Consider the following 15,640-nt stretch of genomic DNA (forward strand, 5'->3'; position numbering starts at 1 on the left):
TAACTCTAGTAAATTTAGCTTTCTTCTCGCTGCTTTGGTGTTTACGTTGGTATTGGTGGTGGTCATGCATTTTCCTCCTAGGAAATGACTTTGTGGTAAAAATCATTTTTTTAAATTGAGGATGTGTGACCACTGCTTCTTTACGAAACTGTCAGGTGAATACTATACTAGCACAGTAGATGCGATAGAGTCCGCCTAACACGAAAATGAATTCCAGTATACAGTTCCCATCTCTTGGTTTGTGGAGGATGGGTGAGGGGATACGTCAATACTTTTTTGATACGGCGCTGCTAATTGCAATGAGTATAGCTTGTAAGGACGAGGGTGATAAACGAAATGCGCAGAGCCACTCAATACCTGGCATTTATCCGAACCACCATTATCGCCACTCATAAGATTTTTATTTGTATTGCGATTAACTCCCGCCTTCCATATCTTCCCCCACTGCTCGCGCCAGCGATAGTAGCGGAAATCCTTTCCCATCTCAATAATATTTTATTCCACAAGTAGATCGGAAAGATTGGAGCGGATAGCGCGGTCGTTATTTGATGGTTTGATAATCATCTAACAAATTCGAGGCGCCCCAAAAAAAGATGACAAATTCTTTGGAACTTTATGGGATGGTTACGGTTTCTCTATGAATCGCACAAAAACATCCAAAGAATTTACATTACGCACACTTTCTCTTTTTACTGGAATTGGATTACTTGCCATGGCGGTGATTGCTCCTATCGTTTACTTTCAAATTTTCCCAAGTTTGTTTATTGCAGGTGACCTTGGTGCCACAATTGCTAATTTGAAGGCATCAGTATTTTCCTTCAGATTGGGGATCTTTCTCTTTTTGGTGGTGGCGATTTTAGATGTTCTTGTTGCTTGGGGTTTGTATTTGATTTTAAGACCACTTCACTTCGAATTATCATTGTTAGCTGCATGGTTTCGTTTGGTGTATGCTGTTCTTTTGGTTGTGGCATTACAAAATTTACTTTCAATCCTTCCTATTGTGGAAAATGAAGGATCCGTCACATCTGTTTGCAATGCAAATGTTTGTCCGTCAGTTCTACATTTATATAATTCCTTTCAAAACTTTTGGGATTTTTCGTTAGTATTATTTGGAATCCACTTGATTCTTGTTGGACTGGTATTCCTTTTTGCAAAACAAACATCGAAAATAATTGGGGTCTTAGTTGTGGTAGCGGGACTTGGGTATTCTATGGATGCGATCGGTAAACTTTTAGTTGCCGGTTATGATTGGGAGGTTGCAATGTTTACCTTTATCGGAGAAGTGGTTTTGATTGGTTGGTTATTCTATCGATCGTTTCTTGGTTTTGAGGATTTTGATACAACCAATTTGCTGCCCTTGTTCTGAAGTGTATCAAAACAAGGGAGAATGCTTCGTGAATCCTCAAGGCAATTTCCTTTTAGAACTGCGCTGTTACCATTAGATAGGCAAACTGTGCTGTTTTCGAAAATTGGTTTGAATAAACATTGGCATTCACTGTCCTGTCATTCACTTTGTTTTGGATGGCATCACCCGCAAATATCATACTGTATCCACCTTCGATCATGATATTTTTATAAGGGAGATTGTATTTTACATCCACCTCACGAAAGAGCGACCTTCCGAGTAAGGATACGGGGCGATTGTTCCCAGCACCATTTTCTGTTAATACTTGGCTTGTATTGTATTGGTTATTCGAAATGGATTCAGTACTCGCACCAGATTTTGCAACACCAACTAAGTCATACCAACTATCTTGTAATTTGTGTTTTTCTATGGCAAAATAATCGATTCGAAATGTTCCGAAAGACTCAGAGGCATAACTTATATTGATAGATTTTGATTTCATGTTCACCCAACTGACTTGGTCAGCCATTCCATAAAAAAAATGGTTAGTGTGAAAAAGGTTTTGAAAGGATGCAATTGAACCATCTGTGCGATTTGGATCACCACTACCCACATCATAAGCGACTCCCATCCTTACCTTAGATATCGTATAACCAATGTCAGCACCAAAGGCGAATGTTTTGTAACGCTCTTTTTCGCGGTATAAATTTTGTTGGTATGTTGTATTGGTGAGAGGGTCAACCAAACTCACATTGGTTTGGAATGTGTCCCATTTGGGAGTAATATTCCTACCTGTAGTTCCTGTTTGGGTAGCGTATTCCAAGGAATAATCAATTGCCTGAATTGCTTTTTTGCCTGCCTGTGTTTTGTTGGTAACTCGGATTCCATAAGTATGGAGTATATCCCATCGTCCCGCACGTGTATTTGGATTTCCCACTTCTCCCGTGGTAAGGACAAGGGAATTGTTTGTGCGAAGGTATTCTTTTTGTAATCCCAAATAATACAAATCAATATGTAAATAATCAGATGGTTTGAGTGTATTATAAAAACCTGTAAAGTATGAATCACCTAACTCTTGTCTTTGAGCATCTATTTTTGCTGTACACAATTTTGTGCCGTTATAGGGACAATCAAGGTAAGTATTGTATTGAGATTTGATTCCAAAATTGGTTGTATTGCCTGCAATATCCGAGTGGCGTTCACTTACCGAAGTGACAAAAAGATGTGAGGAAAAGAATTTGTCTTCCCATTTGAAACGAAGTCCATCGAAACTTCTACCAACATTTGTCCAATCAAGAGAACCCACCAAACGTTCGTCACCATAACGCAAAATTTGACGACCAGCTTGTACGTGTAAGGGGAAACTGAAATTATTTTTAATCTCTACATACGCTTCTCTCACATCTGTACTTTGCCTTGTCCCATCATTGGCATTTGCTGTCCCCGTCAATGATCCTTTTTCGGCTCCCCAAAGGCGGCTATCTTGGAAAGTGATTTTTGCGATCACATCTTTTGTGAATTCTTTTTGGATCCAGAATTGAATCTTTTGTCCTGTAAAATCAACATTGTCATTGGTATTGCGATTGAAATCAAAATTGTATTTCATTTCAGGACGAATCCGAACAAGAGCACCCGCGCTAAATCCATCTGACCAAAGAGGAGGTGTTGGTTTGGGTTCTGGAACTGGTTGTGTTTGTGGACTAACATTCGAATTCGGAGGCGCGGAATTCGAAGTGGTTGGTTCCACTGTGGTTGTTTGAGCAAAAAGAGAATATTCAGTAATTAGAAGTATGATCAATAGAATCAGGGTTCTTCGCATTGTTTTTTTCAAAAGACCGGGACAGGTCTTCTCCTATGCCAAAAACAAATGCAAGATTCGTACAGTTTGGAGGAAAAAGGTTTAAAAAAAAGTGAAAGTTTGATTTTCTTGGACAATTTGTATTTTGATTCGTAATATTGTGTATCTTCTCTCAATTTGAAGATTCACAAGGAGTGAATTCGTTCATCGAAATGTTCTAAATTTCTAAAGATTGCCTAGGCTCTGTACATTCTGTTCGATGTAGGAAGGGCATAAATTTAAGAAGAGACAAAACGCAAGGAGTCGAAGCAAAATTGCAAAGTAATCGGACAAGGAATGGATCCAAATTCAATCGAAAGCACCTTATCTTTCTTTTGGTTTACGTGTTTGGGTTCCTTGTAGGTACAATTTCCCATGGTTTGGATATTGGAATCAATGTTTTTTATGGGGTCACATACGACAATCGTTCCGTATTTCTAGGTTTATTGACTCAAATCCCATTCGGAATTTTTGTATGGATCACTGCGAGAGGGATTCTTAAGTATCCTTCTTTGCAGGATTATCTATCTTGGGATTTCGAACTTCCTTAATTTCAATTTATAATATGAAAGACTTGATTTTTCTTCTAGCAATAATCGGTTTTTACATTTTCTATCGGAATCAATGGATCGAGGGGAATTTTAAACTCTTTTATTTTGTATTTGCCTTTTTTCTGTTTTTTCTATACTCCCTCTCGATTGAAATCATCTCTTCAAAAATCCAAGGTCTAAAAAATAAGAAGAAGTTTACTAATTTTCACGATGTGGAACAAATCAAAAAACTGTGTTCAAATCATTTTCAAGCAATACTAAAAAACAGATTGGACAATCATGAATATTCGATTTCTGACTCCATTCAGATTCTGTTTCCAAAAAGAGATGGGTTAAAGAATCCTCCTAGTTCTGACTTCCAATACTTCACTCTCGAATCGTTTACGATTTTTAAATTGGAAAGTATCAATCATCAAAGGATCCATCGCGTTTTCGTAGAGGTTTATTTTTCATACTATGATAGGTATCATCCAGTGATGACAAGACCAGATGATAAATTATGGGTAATGGAACATTGGGTATTCTCACTCAATCCAGAAAATATTTGGGTATTAGTAAATACAAATCTTGAATCCTCTATGTTTTACCACTTTCGTCAATGGGTCCAAAGGATAAAAGAGTTGGTTTTTCTAAAATAAAAAGGTCTAAAGTCTCATTTTATATAGATAAATTTGATTTGATCACTACAATTGAAACAAAGGAACTACATCCAAATGAATTTAAAGAATGGTATGATTCTGAAGTATCTGCGAAATGCACTCTTAATTGTTTCTATTTCGATTTTGAATTTCAATTGTGATTTTGTAGGTACGGTTCCCATTGAAAATACAAGGGATTCTGAGATGATGATGGAACTCAGTTTTGATCATTGTTTAAAGGAATTACCATCCTGTTTTGAAAGACCAGGAATGTTGAGAAACAGTGAGAGTCGAAATCCTGAATGGGAAGAGAATATTGAGACATACCTTTCCTTCAAAAATTGTAAATTGTATTTAACAATCCCAAAGGAGTCTACTTTTTTCATTACTAATGTATTAAACAGAAGCAACACCAGCTGTTTACCCATTATGAGTAAGATTAAATACGGAAATAAAGTAGGTTTTGTTGAAATTGTAGGCGATGAAATTCTAAATTCCTTTGAGTCAAAGAATGGGTTCAATTTTCATTTCAAAATTCCAAAACAGAATGCATTCAGAAACGAATGAAAAACCTTCTATGTCATAAGGCGGGAGACACTTCCCAAAGTTTTGGACTTTTTTGATTCGCATAACTATGTATATGTGATTTAAGCTTATGCATGGTCACCTGTCTTAGTTTACTCCCAACTCACCACCACCTTTCCAAAATGTTTCCCAGTTTGTAGGTATTCTAAGGCCTCTGGAACTTCTTTCCAACCGAACACTTTGTCCACAACTGGTTTCATTTGATTTTGTTCGATGGCTCGGTTCATTCTTTCGAAGTCACTGCGGCTACCCACAATCACACCTTGCACTTTCACCCCTTGCATGAGGATGGGGTAGAGAGACAAACTGGACTCACCACCTGCAAGCACACCAATGAGAGCAATGGTTCCGTACGGTTTTACACTCATCATGGACTTTTGCATGGTGCCTGCACCTCCCACTTCGATAATGAGATCGGCTCCTGCCATTTTGGTGTGTTTTCGGACATCTCGTTCCCAATTGGCCTTCGTTGCATAATTGATGGTTTCATCAGCTCCTAAGGCTTTCGCACGAGCCAATTTTTCATCACTAGAGGAAGTGATGATGACACGAGCTCCCATCATCTTGGCAAACTGTAAGGCAAATAAAGAAACACCACCCGTGCCAAGGCAAAGTACGTCACTCCCAGGTTCGATCCCACCAAAATTGACAACAGCATTATAAGCGGTAAGGCCAGCACAACCTAGTGTGGCCGCTTCTTTGTCAGTTAAGTGGCTTGGAGTGGCAACAAGTCCTTCTTCGGAAAATTTCCCATACTGCGCCAAACACCCGTCATTGGGACCACCCAGAGTAGAACGTAAATTGTCCATATTCGGTACACCATCGATCCATTTTTGGGCAAAAATGGGAAGGACTCTGTCTCCTTTTTTCCAAAGGGTGACCTCAGATCCAACAGCTTCGACAACTCCAGCACCATCCGAACAAGGAATGAGTGGGAGTTTTTGCCTTGGGTTGTAAGTCCCAATCACCATTAAATAATCACGATAATTCAGTGAAGTCGCTGTTAGGCGAACGAGTACTTCTTTGGGTGCCAGCGTTTCCGGTATTTCACGTTCTGTTTCTTTTAGGTTTTGGATTCCAAAACTTCCTTGGATTTCCCATACTTTGTTCTTCATCGATTCCTGATCCACCTTTCCAGAAAATTCACTCGTCAGATCCTTTGCCTTCGGATTCCTTTGTCGAGTGGGAATCTAGTGGAAAGGGTGTTATGAAAAAAGAATTTTGGAACGATAGCGTCGTAGTGATCACTGGGGCTTCCAGTGGGATTGGAAAGGCATTACTCGAAGAAATTGCGGTCTTTCCCTGCCAATTGGTGTTATTGGCTCGCAGAGCCGGTGACATTCCGAAACCGGAAGCCAAACACAAAGACACCATCCTCCATAGGATCACATGTGACCTTGCCGATCCGAGTTCCGTACAAGATGCCATTGATTGGATCTCCAAACGAATTGATCGAGTGGATGTACTCTTTAATAACGCAGGGATCACAGCCCATGGACGGTTTGATTCCCTTTCGATGGATGTGTACCAAAAGACCTTTGCGACCAATTTTTTTGGTCCGATCCAACTCATTCGGGGTCTCCTTCCGTTTCTACTGAAAGCGAAAGGAAATATCGTCACGACATCCACAGTCTCTGCCTTATATGGAGTGCCTGGACGTGCTGCCTATTCTGCATCTAAGTCAGCACTTCATGCTGCATTGGAATCCCTTCGCATTGAAAGTTTAGAGGAAGGGATTGGGGTTTCCCTTGTTTGTGTTCCTTATACAGACACGGCACTCCGCACTTCTGGTCTTGATGCTGAAGGAAAACGTCTCGCCGAAGCTCCTGCCAAAGGCAAACGAAAGTCGGCAAAGGAAGTTGCTCATGTTCTCATGAAGGAAGCCATGGACAAAGAAGCAAGGCTTGTGACGTTTAATTTGAGTGGTAAGTTTTTAGAATGGATGCGGTTTTTCTCTCCCAAGTTTTTAGAAAAAATTCTCTATAAAAAACTCTACAACGACTTCAAAACACATTGAACTCCGTCTAAACCAAGGTAGAGGAAAAACCCACTTGGACAATATTTTAGTTCCGTATGTAACGGCTGTTATTTTTGCATTTTGTTTTATGACACTCATGTGGTTTTGGGGAAAAACCCGAGACAATTACGCTGTCATTGATGTGGGTTGGGGGCTTGTGATTGCGGGCATTGCGACAGTGCTTTCTTTTTTTGGAACAGGCAATTGGTTTGCAAAACTAGCACTTCTAATACCCGTTTGGGTTTGGGCCATTCGGCTTTCTGGGTTTCTCTACTGGACTCGGATCCGTACAAACCACCCAGAGGACAAACGGTACGCTGGGTTTCGGAAAGACTATGGTGACAAAGTCCATAGTAAAATGTTTACCAATGTATTTTTATTACAAGGTTTCCTTGCCTTACTTTTATCCTTTCCCTTTTACTTTGCCTCCCAGTGGAATTTGTATCCCAATGTAGGTTTATTTGGTCCGAATGGAACCCTTATGGTTTGGATTGGCTGGACTTTGTTTTTACTTGGTGTCGTGGGAGAAACCATTGCGGACCGAGATTTACACAAATTTTTATCCATTCCCACAAACAAAGGTAAGGTGTGTAACCTAGGTTTTTGGAAGTATACAAGACACCCCAATTATTTTTTTGAATGGGTGATTTGGCTTGGGATTGGTGTGATTCCTATCCTTTCCGCGCCAGAAGCGATTGGATCCCTTTTTACCCCCGTTTTTATGTTTGTCTTATTACGATTTGTTTCCGGTGTTCCCTTTGCAGAGAAATACTCTCTTCAGTCCAAAGGGGATTTGTTCCGTGAATACATGCGTACCACAAACGCATTTTTCCCTTGGTTTCCAAAACATTAAATACAAAAGGATAAAACATGAATTTCACTGATTCTAACAAAAAGGAAGAGTCATCTTCGTTTAGTATCAACTCACTTTTAGAAAAGGATATTTTCCCAGATTGGCTCATTCGTTTTCGTATCCGCCAACTCTTGGATCTACGCATCAAACAAGAGCGAAAAGAAAACGCTACCGCACAACTCGAACACAAAATGAATTATGTGAATTCATTAAAGAATTCACCAATTGCTGTGCACACTGAGGCAGCTAACGAACAACACTACGAAGTTCCAAGTGAATTTTTTACCTATGTGATGGGACCAAGGATGAAATACTCTTCTGGGTATTGGCCAACTCTTGATACTACATTTGCTGAATCCGAAGAAGAGATGTTACGCATCACTGTCGAACGTGCTGAAATTAAAAATGGAATGCGAGTTCTTGATCTTGGTTGTGGTTGGGGCAGTATCTCTCTTTATATCGCAGAAAAATTTCCAAAATGTAAAGTAACGGGTGTTTCCAATTCCCGCACTCAAAAAGAATTCATCGACAAACGTGCCAAAGAAAGAGGATTAAAAAACCTCACCATCATCACCAAAGACATGAACGAGTTTACCACAAAAGACAAATTCGATCGCATTGTGTCTGTGGAAATGTTAGAACATATGAAAAACTACGAAAAACTCTTTGAGAAATTATCCAAGTTTCTTGTGGCAGATGGAAAGTTTTTTGTACATATCTTCACACATAAAGAATTTGCATATCCCTTTGAAGTGATTGATGAAACGGACTGGATGGCGAAGTATTTTTTTACAGGTGGGCAGATGCCATCTGATGATTTGTTTTTGTACTTCCAAAAGGACTTTCTCATTGAAAACCACTGGGTGGTCAATGGAACCCATTATGCAAGAACATCTGAAGCTTGGTATGAAAACATGATCGAAAACAAGGATAAACTAATGCCTATCCTTGCCAAAACATATGGCGAAACAGAAAAAACCAAATGGTTTGTTTATTGGAAAGTTTTCTTTCTCGCCTGTGCAGAGTTATGGGGTTATCGAAATGGAGAAGAGTGGTTTGTGAGCCACTACTTGTTCCGAAAACGCTGAGTTTTTTTTCCCGCCGTTTTCACAAACACTCCACCTTCTTTTTTAGAAGAAGAGGGAGTGCTGGAACGGCGGCTTTCTCCACCACGTTCTTTTCGTTCTCCACGTTCACTTCTTTCACCACGTTCGCTGCGATCACTGTTGGACCTTCCTCCACGGTAACCACCGCGACTTCCTGATCCACCACCACCATCATCCCGCCGACGTCTGCCACCACCAGAACCACCACCTGGAGGCATTTCGCTCCATTCCGCTGGGGTTTTTCCGATTTTTTCAGGGCCACTGATTTTAGATTTGTCGAGCATATTGGAAAGGAGTTTTAAAGCAATAGAACGTTTGTCGTCTAACTTCAAAAGTTTTTCCAATACATCTTCTGCATCGGCATGGATTTCGGTTTCAACAATTTTGTTCAGGAAATCTTCTTCTCGTCTTGCATGTACTTCCTTTTTAGTAGGAAGTGCTGCAATGGTTAAGTTCGTTCCCGATGTTCCTTTGAGTCGAAGTAGAGCTCTTGATTCTCTTGTGGTTACAAGAGTTACAGCCTTACCCGATTTTCCTGCTCGGCCAGTACGACCAATTCGGTGCGTATAACTTTCGCTATCAAAAGGTAGGTGGTAGTTGATTACAAGAGACAAATCTTTTACGTCAAGACCACGTGCTGCAACGTCAGTTGCCACAAGGATTTTCACTCGGCCATCATGTAGGCTTTTTAAAACTTGTTCTCGTTGTTTTTGGTTTAAGTCTCCGTGAAGAGCTTCAACTGGATATCCTTTGAAACTTAAGGTTGCTTTTAAATCATCTGCTTCTTTTTTCGTTTTTGTGAAAATGATTGCCTTGTATGGGTTTTCATAATCCAAAATTCGAACAACAGCAATTTCACGTTCTGCTTCATCGATCACGTAGTACACTTGTTCGATGTTCTTAGAAGATTTTTCTGTTGCTGCAATTTTTACATGAGCGGGGTGCGTTTGGTATTTACTCGCCAATTTTTTAATTGGTTCGGGCATTGTTGCAGAAAATAATAATGTTTGGCGTTTGGTGGGAAGTAAGTCAAAGATGGATTCGATATCATCCATAAATCCCATATCAAGCATTTCATCTGCTTCGTCTAAAATCACCATCGATGGTTTGAAATTTTTAAGTTCCTTACCTTTTAATAGGTCAAGGAGTCTGCCAGGAGTTGCAACAGCAACTTGGGCACCTTTTGCCACTTGAGTGATTTGTTTAGAATAGGAACTTCCACCGTAAATCGTGGTGGTTTTGATTCCTAAATGTTTTCCCAGTTTGTACAATTCATCTGATACTTGCAATGCAAGTTCCCGAGTGGGTGTGAGGACGAGCACTTGCATGCCATCTTCTACATTGATTCGGTTCAAACAGGGGAGTCCGTAAGCTGCAGTTTTTCCGGTACCGGTCTGCGCTTGTGCGATTAAATCTTTTCCTTCCAATACGAGCGGAATCGCTTGTTTTTGGATAGGGCTTGGTGATTCGAAGCCTGCTTCAGTGATTCCTTGTAGTATTTCAGGACGTAATCCGAAGGATTGGAAGTCATTTCCAACTTCGGTGTCATTCTTAGTCATGGAAATAGGATACAATAAAAAAACGGCCTAAAAAAGAAAGGGAAAAACTACCATACCTCCCAGGCAAACCTTAGGGGTGTTTTTTGGCGATTTCGTACAAATGGGCGTATAATTCTTCTTTTAAGTAGGGTTTGGGCATAAAGTATTCAAAACCCGAGGCAAGGATCTGTTCCTTTTCTTCCGGCATACTGAGACCCGTACACGCAAACAAAATGGGTCTCGTTTTTTCCGAGGAAAGAGCCTTTGCAATCTCTGTCCCATGTTTTCCAGGCATCTCGATATCTAAAAAGGCGATGTCAAATTGGTCCCTATCGAGGATTCGTTCTGTTTCGATCCCATTACTCGTTTCCGTGATGTCAAAGGGAAGGGCCCGTAAGTAGTTCTTTAAAACCTTTCGGTTCAGTTCATTGTCATCAGCGATGAGTACTTTTTTGCGATGAGTGAAGGTCGGTAGGTTTGCATTTTTTTTAAAATCTTCCTTGGTCGCAAGGGGGGATTCTTCTCTTTTCCAAACCGTTGGGATTTTGACTTGGAAGGTACTTCCTTTTCCCAGTTCGGAACTCACTTGAACCTCTCCATTCATCTCGTCTAGCGATAGTTTAACGATCGAAAGTCCAAGTCCTGATCCTGAAATTTCACAACCTTCCGGAACAAATTCATTGTATTTTTGGAAGAGACGGTCTTTGATCTCAGGAGAAATTCCTGGACCCGTGTCTTTGATTTGAATGATGAGATTGGCGTGTTCATCCGCTTTTGTTTCCAAATACACATGACAGGAAACATTGCCATCGTGTGTGAACTTCACAGCATTTGTGGTTAGGTTCCAAATGATTTTTTCTAGTTTTCGTCTGTCGGATAATAAAAATACAGTATCCGAAATTTCATTTTTCAGATGGAATTCGATTTTTTTTCGTTTGGTCTCTTGATTGAAAAAATTATGATACACCGCCAAACATTGGCTCAAGTTAAACCATTCATTTTGGAGAACTGATACATTTTCTTCCAAACGCGAAAGTTCAATGGTATCATTTACTAAATTCAGAATCACTTCCCCAGCATTATGAATATGATCTACATAACTAGTCACAATTTCGGGAATGGGTTGTTCTCGAATCATTTCTGCCATACCGAGAAGAGAGTTTAAAGGATTACGAATGTCATGGCTTATGGCAGCGATAAAATCTCGTTTGGCCGCAGTGGCACGTTCTGCTGATTTTTTTTCAATTTCTAATTTATCGCGGTCTTTCCGCATTTGCAAAAGACGTACAGTTTGTTTGCCAAGTAGGCGTAACATCTGCAATTGTTCTTCGTTTAACTCTCTTGGTTTGTTATCGATGACACAGAGTGTACCCAATTTGATTTGGTCATCTAAGGCAAGTGGAATGCCTGCATAAAAAATCACATTTGGGTCACCATTCACAAGTGGATTGTTTTTAAAACGATTATCATTTTTTGCATTCGGGATGACAAAGACTTCATCTCCTAAAATCGCATGAGAGCAAAATGCTAAGGAACGAGGTGTTTCTCTTGCTTTTAGGCCATGATGGGATTTGAACCATTGCCTGGTTTCGTCTATCAAACTCACAAGGGAAATAGGAACATTGCAGATCATAGAAGCAAGTTTTGTGATTTCATCAAACATCGCTTCTTCGGGAGTATCGAGAATCTCGAGTCCTTTTAGAGCGGTGAGTCTTGCGGCCTCATTTTTGGGTAAAGGAGCAATCTGCATGTTTACTATGACGAAGGATTTTTCGTATAAATGAAAGTAAAAAAAGAAAATCTCTCAGTCTAACTTCCATGAAACGAAATTTAACTGTTTCTTTCCTTTCTGTCGCAATTTTGACTATGTTCACTTCCTTTTGTTGTTCTCCCAAGGCGACAGAAAGGCCGAAAAAACCGGGAAACGCGGAATTACGAAAAAAACTCACTGATATTCAGTATCGTGTAACACAAGAAGACGATACCGAACCTCCGTTTCGTAATGAGTACTGGGATCTTCATGATGAGGGGATTTATGTAGATATCGTATCGAAAGAACCTCTTTTTAGTTCTAACGATAAATTTGATTCAGGAACAGGTTGGCCTAGTTTTACAAAACCTTTGGTAAAATCCAATGTCGTGGAAATCGAAGACAATGCTTATGGCATGATACGAACAGAAGTTAGGTCAAAGGTAGGAGATTCTCATTTGGGTCATGTTTTTGATGATGGTCCAAAACCCACAGGGAAACGATATTGTATGAACTCAGCTTCCTTGGAATTTATTCCGAAAGCCAAACTCAAAGAAAGAGGATACGAAGCCTTTTTATCGGAATTTCAAAAATGAATTGAGAGATTCACGAACACTCGCGTAATGCCATTTCGGAAAAACGATTCGGTAAGAGAAGGGGGCTTTGGTTTCCTAACTTAAGCCCAAAGGTTCATCATAAACTCTTCATCATTGCGAAGTGAGATGAGTTTGTATTTGGTTTCGTGGATGTCTTCGCGGGAAACTTCTCGTTTCCAACGGATGTCAATTTTGAGTCTACGTACCTTGGTTTGCAATTCCAAAAGTTCCCAAATTGGTGCTTCCAATTCCTTTCTGTACAAATTGGTAAAGAGAGGAACGAGTTGGTCAGGAGTATCCATTTTTAAAAGTTCGATATGAGTTAGGTCTTCGATATTCTGTAAGGCCCAAATATGTAAGGTGAGAGTTGTGATCCGTTCTAATTGAGCGATTTCATCTTTGGTATTGCGCGTCACTTGTTGTTTGAAAAATCGGATGCGTTTTTCTAAGTATTGGATGAGATCAGATTTAGGAATCTCACGTCCTTTCCATTTTTCCCAATCTGCTTTGAGATCTTCAAAAATCCCTTCTCCAAAAAAAACAGACGAGGCTTCTAAAAGTTGCACAGACCCAGGTTCTGAAATTTTCAATCGGTGGCGAAGGGAATCAGCATCTCCAGCGATCATATTGACGGGAGCCACATCTTCTAATTTTTGTAAGGCTCTGGAAATGGAATCAATGAATTGGGATTTCATTTGGTCTGTGGAGTGAGCCACAAGATAAAAATTTAAGTCGGAATCCTCGTGGTAATCTCCGCGTTCCCTGGAACCATAAAATAAAATTTGGTACGGTTTTGTGGATGGGATGAGTTCGAGTTCATCCAAAACTTGTGCATAGAGATGAGGGTTTAGTGCTTCAAATTCCATATTTCATTCAAAGTATAATTTCATGCGAGAAAGGTTTTCTAATATGGCTTTGAAGGCACGATCCCGTTCTTCTTTGCCTGGGAAGGGAAGGGATTTTACATTGTTTAAATCTTGGTAAATGATTTCAATGGAAGGTTGGTTTGGATTTTTTTTAATCGATGCCACAAAGTCCAAATTGATCACTTCTGATTCGCCAAGTTTTAACCACATAAAATTCTCCTCAAAACCTAATGGTACCTTTTCATTTGCCTAATCTTTTTTTCTAAAAAAACACTGCTTTCGAAAAAATCGATTAGTACACTTCTAAGGATTTTAGAATGAGATTGTGAAAGGATTTAGCCAATTCTTTGGGAGGATCGGTATTTTTTGTGGAAGATTCAAAGACCAGTAAAAAACCATTGTGAATTCCTTCCCAACGCAAATACATCTCTCCCTCTGCCATACGGAAGACTTGGACACTGCATTTTTTTTGGCCCCAAATAAAATAAGAAACATCTGGATTTTGAGATTCTTCTTTGAAATAATAACGAAATTGAGATTGGTTCTCCCGATCTGTCGAAGACAACCGTAACCAAGAAAACTCTTTGTCCTGTGAGAATTGGATTTTGTATTGGTTCCCTGTTCCAAAAAGAGAAGTAGATTCCAAAACTTCAAAACTTTCTTTGCCTGTCCATACGGCATGGTATGTCAGTCGTAGTTCCTTTGTTAGGGGAATGTTTTGTTTGGATTCGACTGGTTTGGACTTTGTTTTTTGTTCGTTTGTGGTCTTGGCAACAGGATCTGTGGATTTACAAAATGGAAAACCAAAACAAACTAAAATCAAAATCAAGAATGGTTTAGTGTCCCACTTCATATTCATCTCCTAAGTAATTTTGAAAGAGATACCCTTTCTCGGTTTTTTTTTGTAAGTAATCGGGAGAAAGTAATACTTTCCCACCACCACCGGTTAGGTCTTTTACATAACTGGGAATTGTGATTCCTGAGTGGTAACCCCGAAGTTTACGATAAATCTCAATTCCTTTTTCCATCGATACGACAAAATCAGAACTTCCAAACACTTCATCACATTGGTGCAGGTAATACGGTTTGATCCCGATGGAAATGAGTTTGTAATTTAAGTCAGATAAAATTTCCGCATCATCATTGATCCCTGCTAACAGTACCGACTGGTTAAAAACAGAAACATGTCCTTCTTTTATCATTCGCATCACATAGAATTTCGTTTCTTCGGAAATTTCATTGGGATGGTTAAAATGAGTGACCATGTAGAGTGGAAAGTATTTCGAAAATACAGAATTTAAACTTTCGGTAAGACGCATGGGCATGGTGACGGGGTGGCGTGTATGAATTCGGATTTGGTTCAGATGAGGGATCTGTTTTAATTCTCCTAACAGATAGTCCAAGGAAGAATCAGACAGTGTGAGCGGATCTCCACCCGACAAAATGACTTCACGGATTTTGGTTTGGGATCGAAAATAATTGAGAGCCTTTTCCCATTCGTTTCGGTTCGGAGTTTCTTCTGGATCCGAGACCTTTCGTTTTCTCGTACAAAAACGGCAATACACGGCGCAAACATGAGAGATGTACCAAATGGCACGGTCGGGGTAACGATGAGTCACCCCTTTTACAGGCATATGTTGTTCCTCTGCGAGAGGATCGTCGATTTCATTTGGCCTTCGGACTAGTTCTCCCGATCGGGGTAGGATTTGTTTTCGGATCGGACAATGAGGGTTATCTTTGTTTACCCTGGCGAGATAATAGGGAGTGACAGCAAATTGGAACTGTTCGTAGGCTTTGGGGAAACAATCTTTTTCTTCCTCGGTGAGAGTGAGTTCTCGTTCCAAATCCGCTAAGTTTGTGATGCGGTTTTGCAATTGCCATTTCCAATCGGACCAAGTCATGACTTATGACCATACTTCGGTTGACACTATGCCAAGTCCCTCGGATTTTGTTTACGA

The 15,640-nt window shown here is 40.0% G+C and carries 14 protein-coding genes; 6 read left to right on the forward strand and 8 right to left on the reverse strand.

Annotation, left to right across the window (positions count from 1 at the left end):
- Positions 1 to 637 precede the first annotated feature (637 nt).
- Positions 638 to 1,366, forward strand: coding sequence for a DUF4386 domain-containing protein (locus EHQ59_RS13940; protein WP_135620260.1), 729 nt, complete (start codon positions 638 to 640; stop codon positions 1,364 to 1,366).
- A 52-nt stretch (positions 1,367 to 1,418) separates the two neighbouring features.
- Here EHQ59_RS13940 and EHQ59_RS13945 read toward each other — a convergent pair whose 3' ends face one another.
- Entirely contained in the window at positions 1,419 to 3,164 is a 1,746-nt protein-coding gene (locus tag EHQ59_RS13945) for an alginate export family protein (RefSeq protein WP_135620261.1), read from the reverse strand.
- A gap of 1,282 nt (positions 3,165 to 4,446) precedes the next feature.
- Between EHQ59_RS13945 and EHQ59_RS13950 the strand changes: the two genes are divergently transcribed.
- Positions 4,447 to 4,938: a hypothetical protein gene (locus EHQ59_RS13950; RefSeq protein ID WP_135620262.1), complete on the forward strand. Its 492-nt coding sequence runs from the start codon at positions 4,447 to 4,449 to the stop codon at positions 4,936 to 4,938.
- Positions 4,939 to 5,048: 110 nt separating this feature from the next.
- On the opposite strand, the gene EHQ59_RS13955 is transcribed toward EHQ59_RS13950, so the two are convergent.
- Complete coding sequence (locus tag EHQ59_RS13955) at positions 5,049 to 6,071, reverse strand: zinc-dependent alcohol dehydrogenase family protein (RefSeq protein WP_135620263.1); 1,023 nt, start codon at positions 6,069 to 6,071, stop codon at positions 5,049 to 5,051.
- 92 nt (positions 6,072 to 6,163) lie between these two features.
- On the opposite strand from EHQ59_RS13955, the gene EHQ59_RS13960 reads away from it, so the two are divergent.
- Genes EHQ59_RS13960 through EHQ59_RS13970 form a run of 3 tightly spaced genes read left to right on the forward strand, consistent with a single transcriptional unit; the run spans position 6,164 to position 8,914 of the window.
- Positions 6,164 to 6,973 (forward strand): SDR family NAD(P)-dependent oxidoreductase, encoded by an 810-nt coding sequence (locus EHQ59_RS13960; protein ID WP_135620264.1) that lies wholly within the window; start codon positions 6,164 to 6,166, stop codon positions 6,971 to 6,973.
- A 34-nt stretch (positions 6,974 to 7,007) separates the two neighbouring features.
- Positions 7,008 to 7,826, forward strand: a complete 819-nt coding sequence (locus EHQ59_RS13965; RefSeq protein ID WP_135620265.1) for a DUF1295 domain-containing protein — start codon at positions 7,008 to 7,010, stop codon at positions 7,824 to 7,826.
- A gap of 17 nt (positions 7,827 to 7,843) precedes the next feature.
- Positions 7,844 to 8,914, forward strand: coding sequence for an SAM-dependent methyltransferase (locus EHQ59_RS13970; RefSeq protein WP_135620266.1), 1,071 nt, complete (start codon positions 7,844 to 7,846; stop codon positions 8,912 to 8,914).
- Here the strand turns inward: EHQ59_RS13970 and EHQ59_RS13975 are convergent.
- Both EHQ59_RS13975 and EHQ59_RS13980 read right to left on the reverse strand, forming a co-directional pair.
- Positions 8,893 to 10,491, reverse strand: coding sequence for a DEAD/DEAH box helicase (locus EHQ59_RS13975; protein WP_135620267.1), 1,599 nt, complete (start codon positions 10,489 to 10,491; stop codon positions 8,893 to 8,895). The two genes, EHQ59_RS13970 and EHQ59_RS13975, sit on opposite strands and share 22 nt — an antisense overlap.
- 70 nt (positions 10,492 to 10,561) lie before the next feature.
- The gene (locus EHQ59_RS13980; RefSeq protein WP_135620268.1) at positions 10,562 to 12,220 is read right to left on the reverse strand and encodes a hybrid sensor histidine kinase/response regulator; all 1,659 of its coding nucleotides are present in this window, start codon (positions 12,218 to 12,220) and stop codon (positions 10,562 to 10,564) included.
- A 116-nt stretch (positions 12,221 to 12,336) separates the two neighbouring features.
- Between EHQ59_RS13980 and msrB the strand changes: the two genes are divergently transcribed.
- A complete protein-coding gene (gene msrB, locus EHQ59_RS13985; protein ID WP_279638184.1) occupies positions 12,337 to 12,816 on the forward strand; it encodes a peptide-methionine (R)-S-oxide reductase MsrB in 480 nt (159 codons plus the stop codon).
- An 80-nt stretch (positions 12,817 to 12,896) separates the two neighbouring features.
- On the opposite strand, the gene EHQ59_RS13990 is transcribed toward msrB, so the two are convergent.
- From EHQ59_RS13990 to EHQ59_RS14005, 4 genes are all read right to left on the reverse strand, one after another.
- Positions 12,897 to 13,682, reverse strand: a complete 786-nt coding sequence (locus EHQ59_RS13990; RefSeq protein ID WP_135620270.1) for a hypothetical protein — start codon at positions 13,680 to 13,682, stop codon at positions 12,897 to 12,899.
- Positions 13,683 to 13,685: 3 nt separating this feature from the next.
- Positions 13,686 to 13,892 (reverse strand): hypothetical protein, encoded by a 207-nt coding sequence (locus EHQ59_RS13995; RefSeq protein ID WP_135620271.1) that lies wholly within the window; start codon positions 13,890 to 13,892, stop codon positions 13,686 to 13,688.
- Positions 13,893 to 13,974: 82 nt separating this feature from the next.
- On the reverse strand, positions 13,975 to 14,535 hold the full coding sequence (locus tag EHQ59_RS14000; protein ID WP_135620272.1) for a hypothetical protein: 561 nt from the start codon (positions 14,533 to 14,535) through the stop codon (positions 13,975 to 13,977).
- Positions 14,519 to 15,583, reverse strand: coding sequence for a KamA family radical SAM protein (locus EHQ59_RS14005; protein ID WP_135620273.1), 1,065 nt, complete (start codon positions 15,581 to 15,583; stop codon positions 14,519 to 14,521). The genes EHQ59_RS14000 and EHQ59_RS14005 overlap by 17 nt, the downstream gene beginning before the upstream one ends.
- Between the last annotated feature and the right edge of the window lie 57 nt (positions 15,584 to 15,640).

This window comes from Leptospira kemamanensis, from assembly GCF_004769665.1.
Taxonomy (GTDB): domain Bacteria; phylum Spirochaetota; class Leptospiria; order Leptospirales; family Leptospiraceae; genus Leptospira_A; species Leptospira_A kemamanensis.

What these genes read in the sequence shown, in the direction of transcription:
- EHQ59_RS13940 (WP_135620260.1), top strand. Translation starts at nt 638, where the DNA reads ATGAATCGCACAAAAACATCCAAAGAATTTACATTACGCACACTTTCT.
- EHQ59_RS13950 (WP_135620262.1), top strand. Translation starts at nt 4,447, where the DNA reads ATGAATTTAAAGAATGGTATGATTCTGAAGTATCTGCGAAATGCACTC.
- EHQ59_RS13960 (WP_135620264.1), top strand. Translation starts at nt 6,164, where the DNA reads ATGAAAAAAGAATTTTGGAACGATAGCGTCGTAGTGATCACTGGGGCT.
- EHQ59_RS13975 (WP_135620267.1), bottom strand. Translation starts at nt 10,491, where the DNA reads ATGACTAAGAATGACACCGAAGTTGGAAATGACTTCCAATCCTTCGGA.
- EHQ59_RS14005 (WP_135620273.1), bottom strand. Translation starts at nt 15,583, where the DNA reads ATGACTTGGTCCGATTGGAAATGGCAATTGCAAAACCGCATCACAAAC.
- EHQ59_RS13980 (WP_135620268.1), bottom strand. Translation starts at nt 12,220, where the DNA reads ATGCAGATTGCTCCTTTACCCAAAAATGAGGCCGCAAGACTCACCGCT.
- EHQ59_RS13995 (WP_135620271.1), bottom strand. Translation starts at nt 13,892, where the DNA reads ATGTGGTTAAAACTTGGCGAATCAGAAGTGATCAATTTGGACTTTGTG.
- EHQ59_RS13945 (WP_135620261.1), bottom strand. Translation starts at nt 3,164, where the DNA reads ATGCGAAGAACCCTGATTCTATTGATCATACTTCTAATTACTGAATAT.
- EHQ59_RS13990 (WP_135620270.1), bottom strand. Translation starts at nt 13,682, where the DNA reads ATGGAATTTGAAGCACTAAACCCTCATCTCTATGCACAAGTTTTGGAT.
- msrB (WP_279638184.1), top strand. Translation starts at nt 12,337, where the DNA reads ATGTTCACTTCCTTTTGTTGTTCTCCCAAGGCGACAGAAAGGCCGAAA.
- EHQ59_RS13955 (WP_135620263.1), bottom strand. Translation starts at nt 6,071, where the DNA reads ATGAAGAACAAAGTATGGGAAATCCAAGGAAGTTTTGGAATCCAAAAC.
- EHQ59_RS14000 (WP_135620272.1), bottom strand. Translation starts at nt 14,535, where the DNA reads ATGAAGTGGGACACTAAACCATTCTTGATTTTGATTTTAGTTTGTTTT.
- EHQ59_RS13970 (WP_135620266.1), top strand. Translation starts at nt 7,844, where the DNA reads ATGAATTTCACTGATTCTAACAAAAAGGAAGAGTCATCTTCGTTTAGT.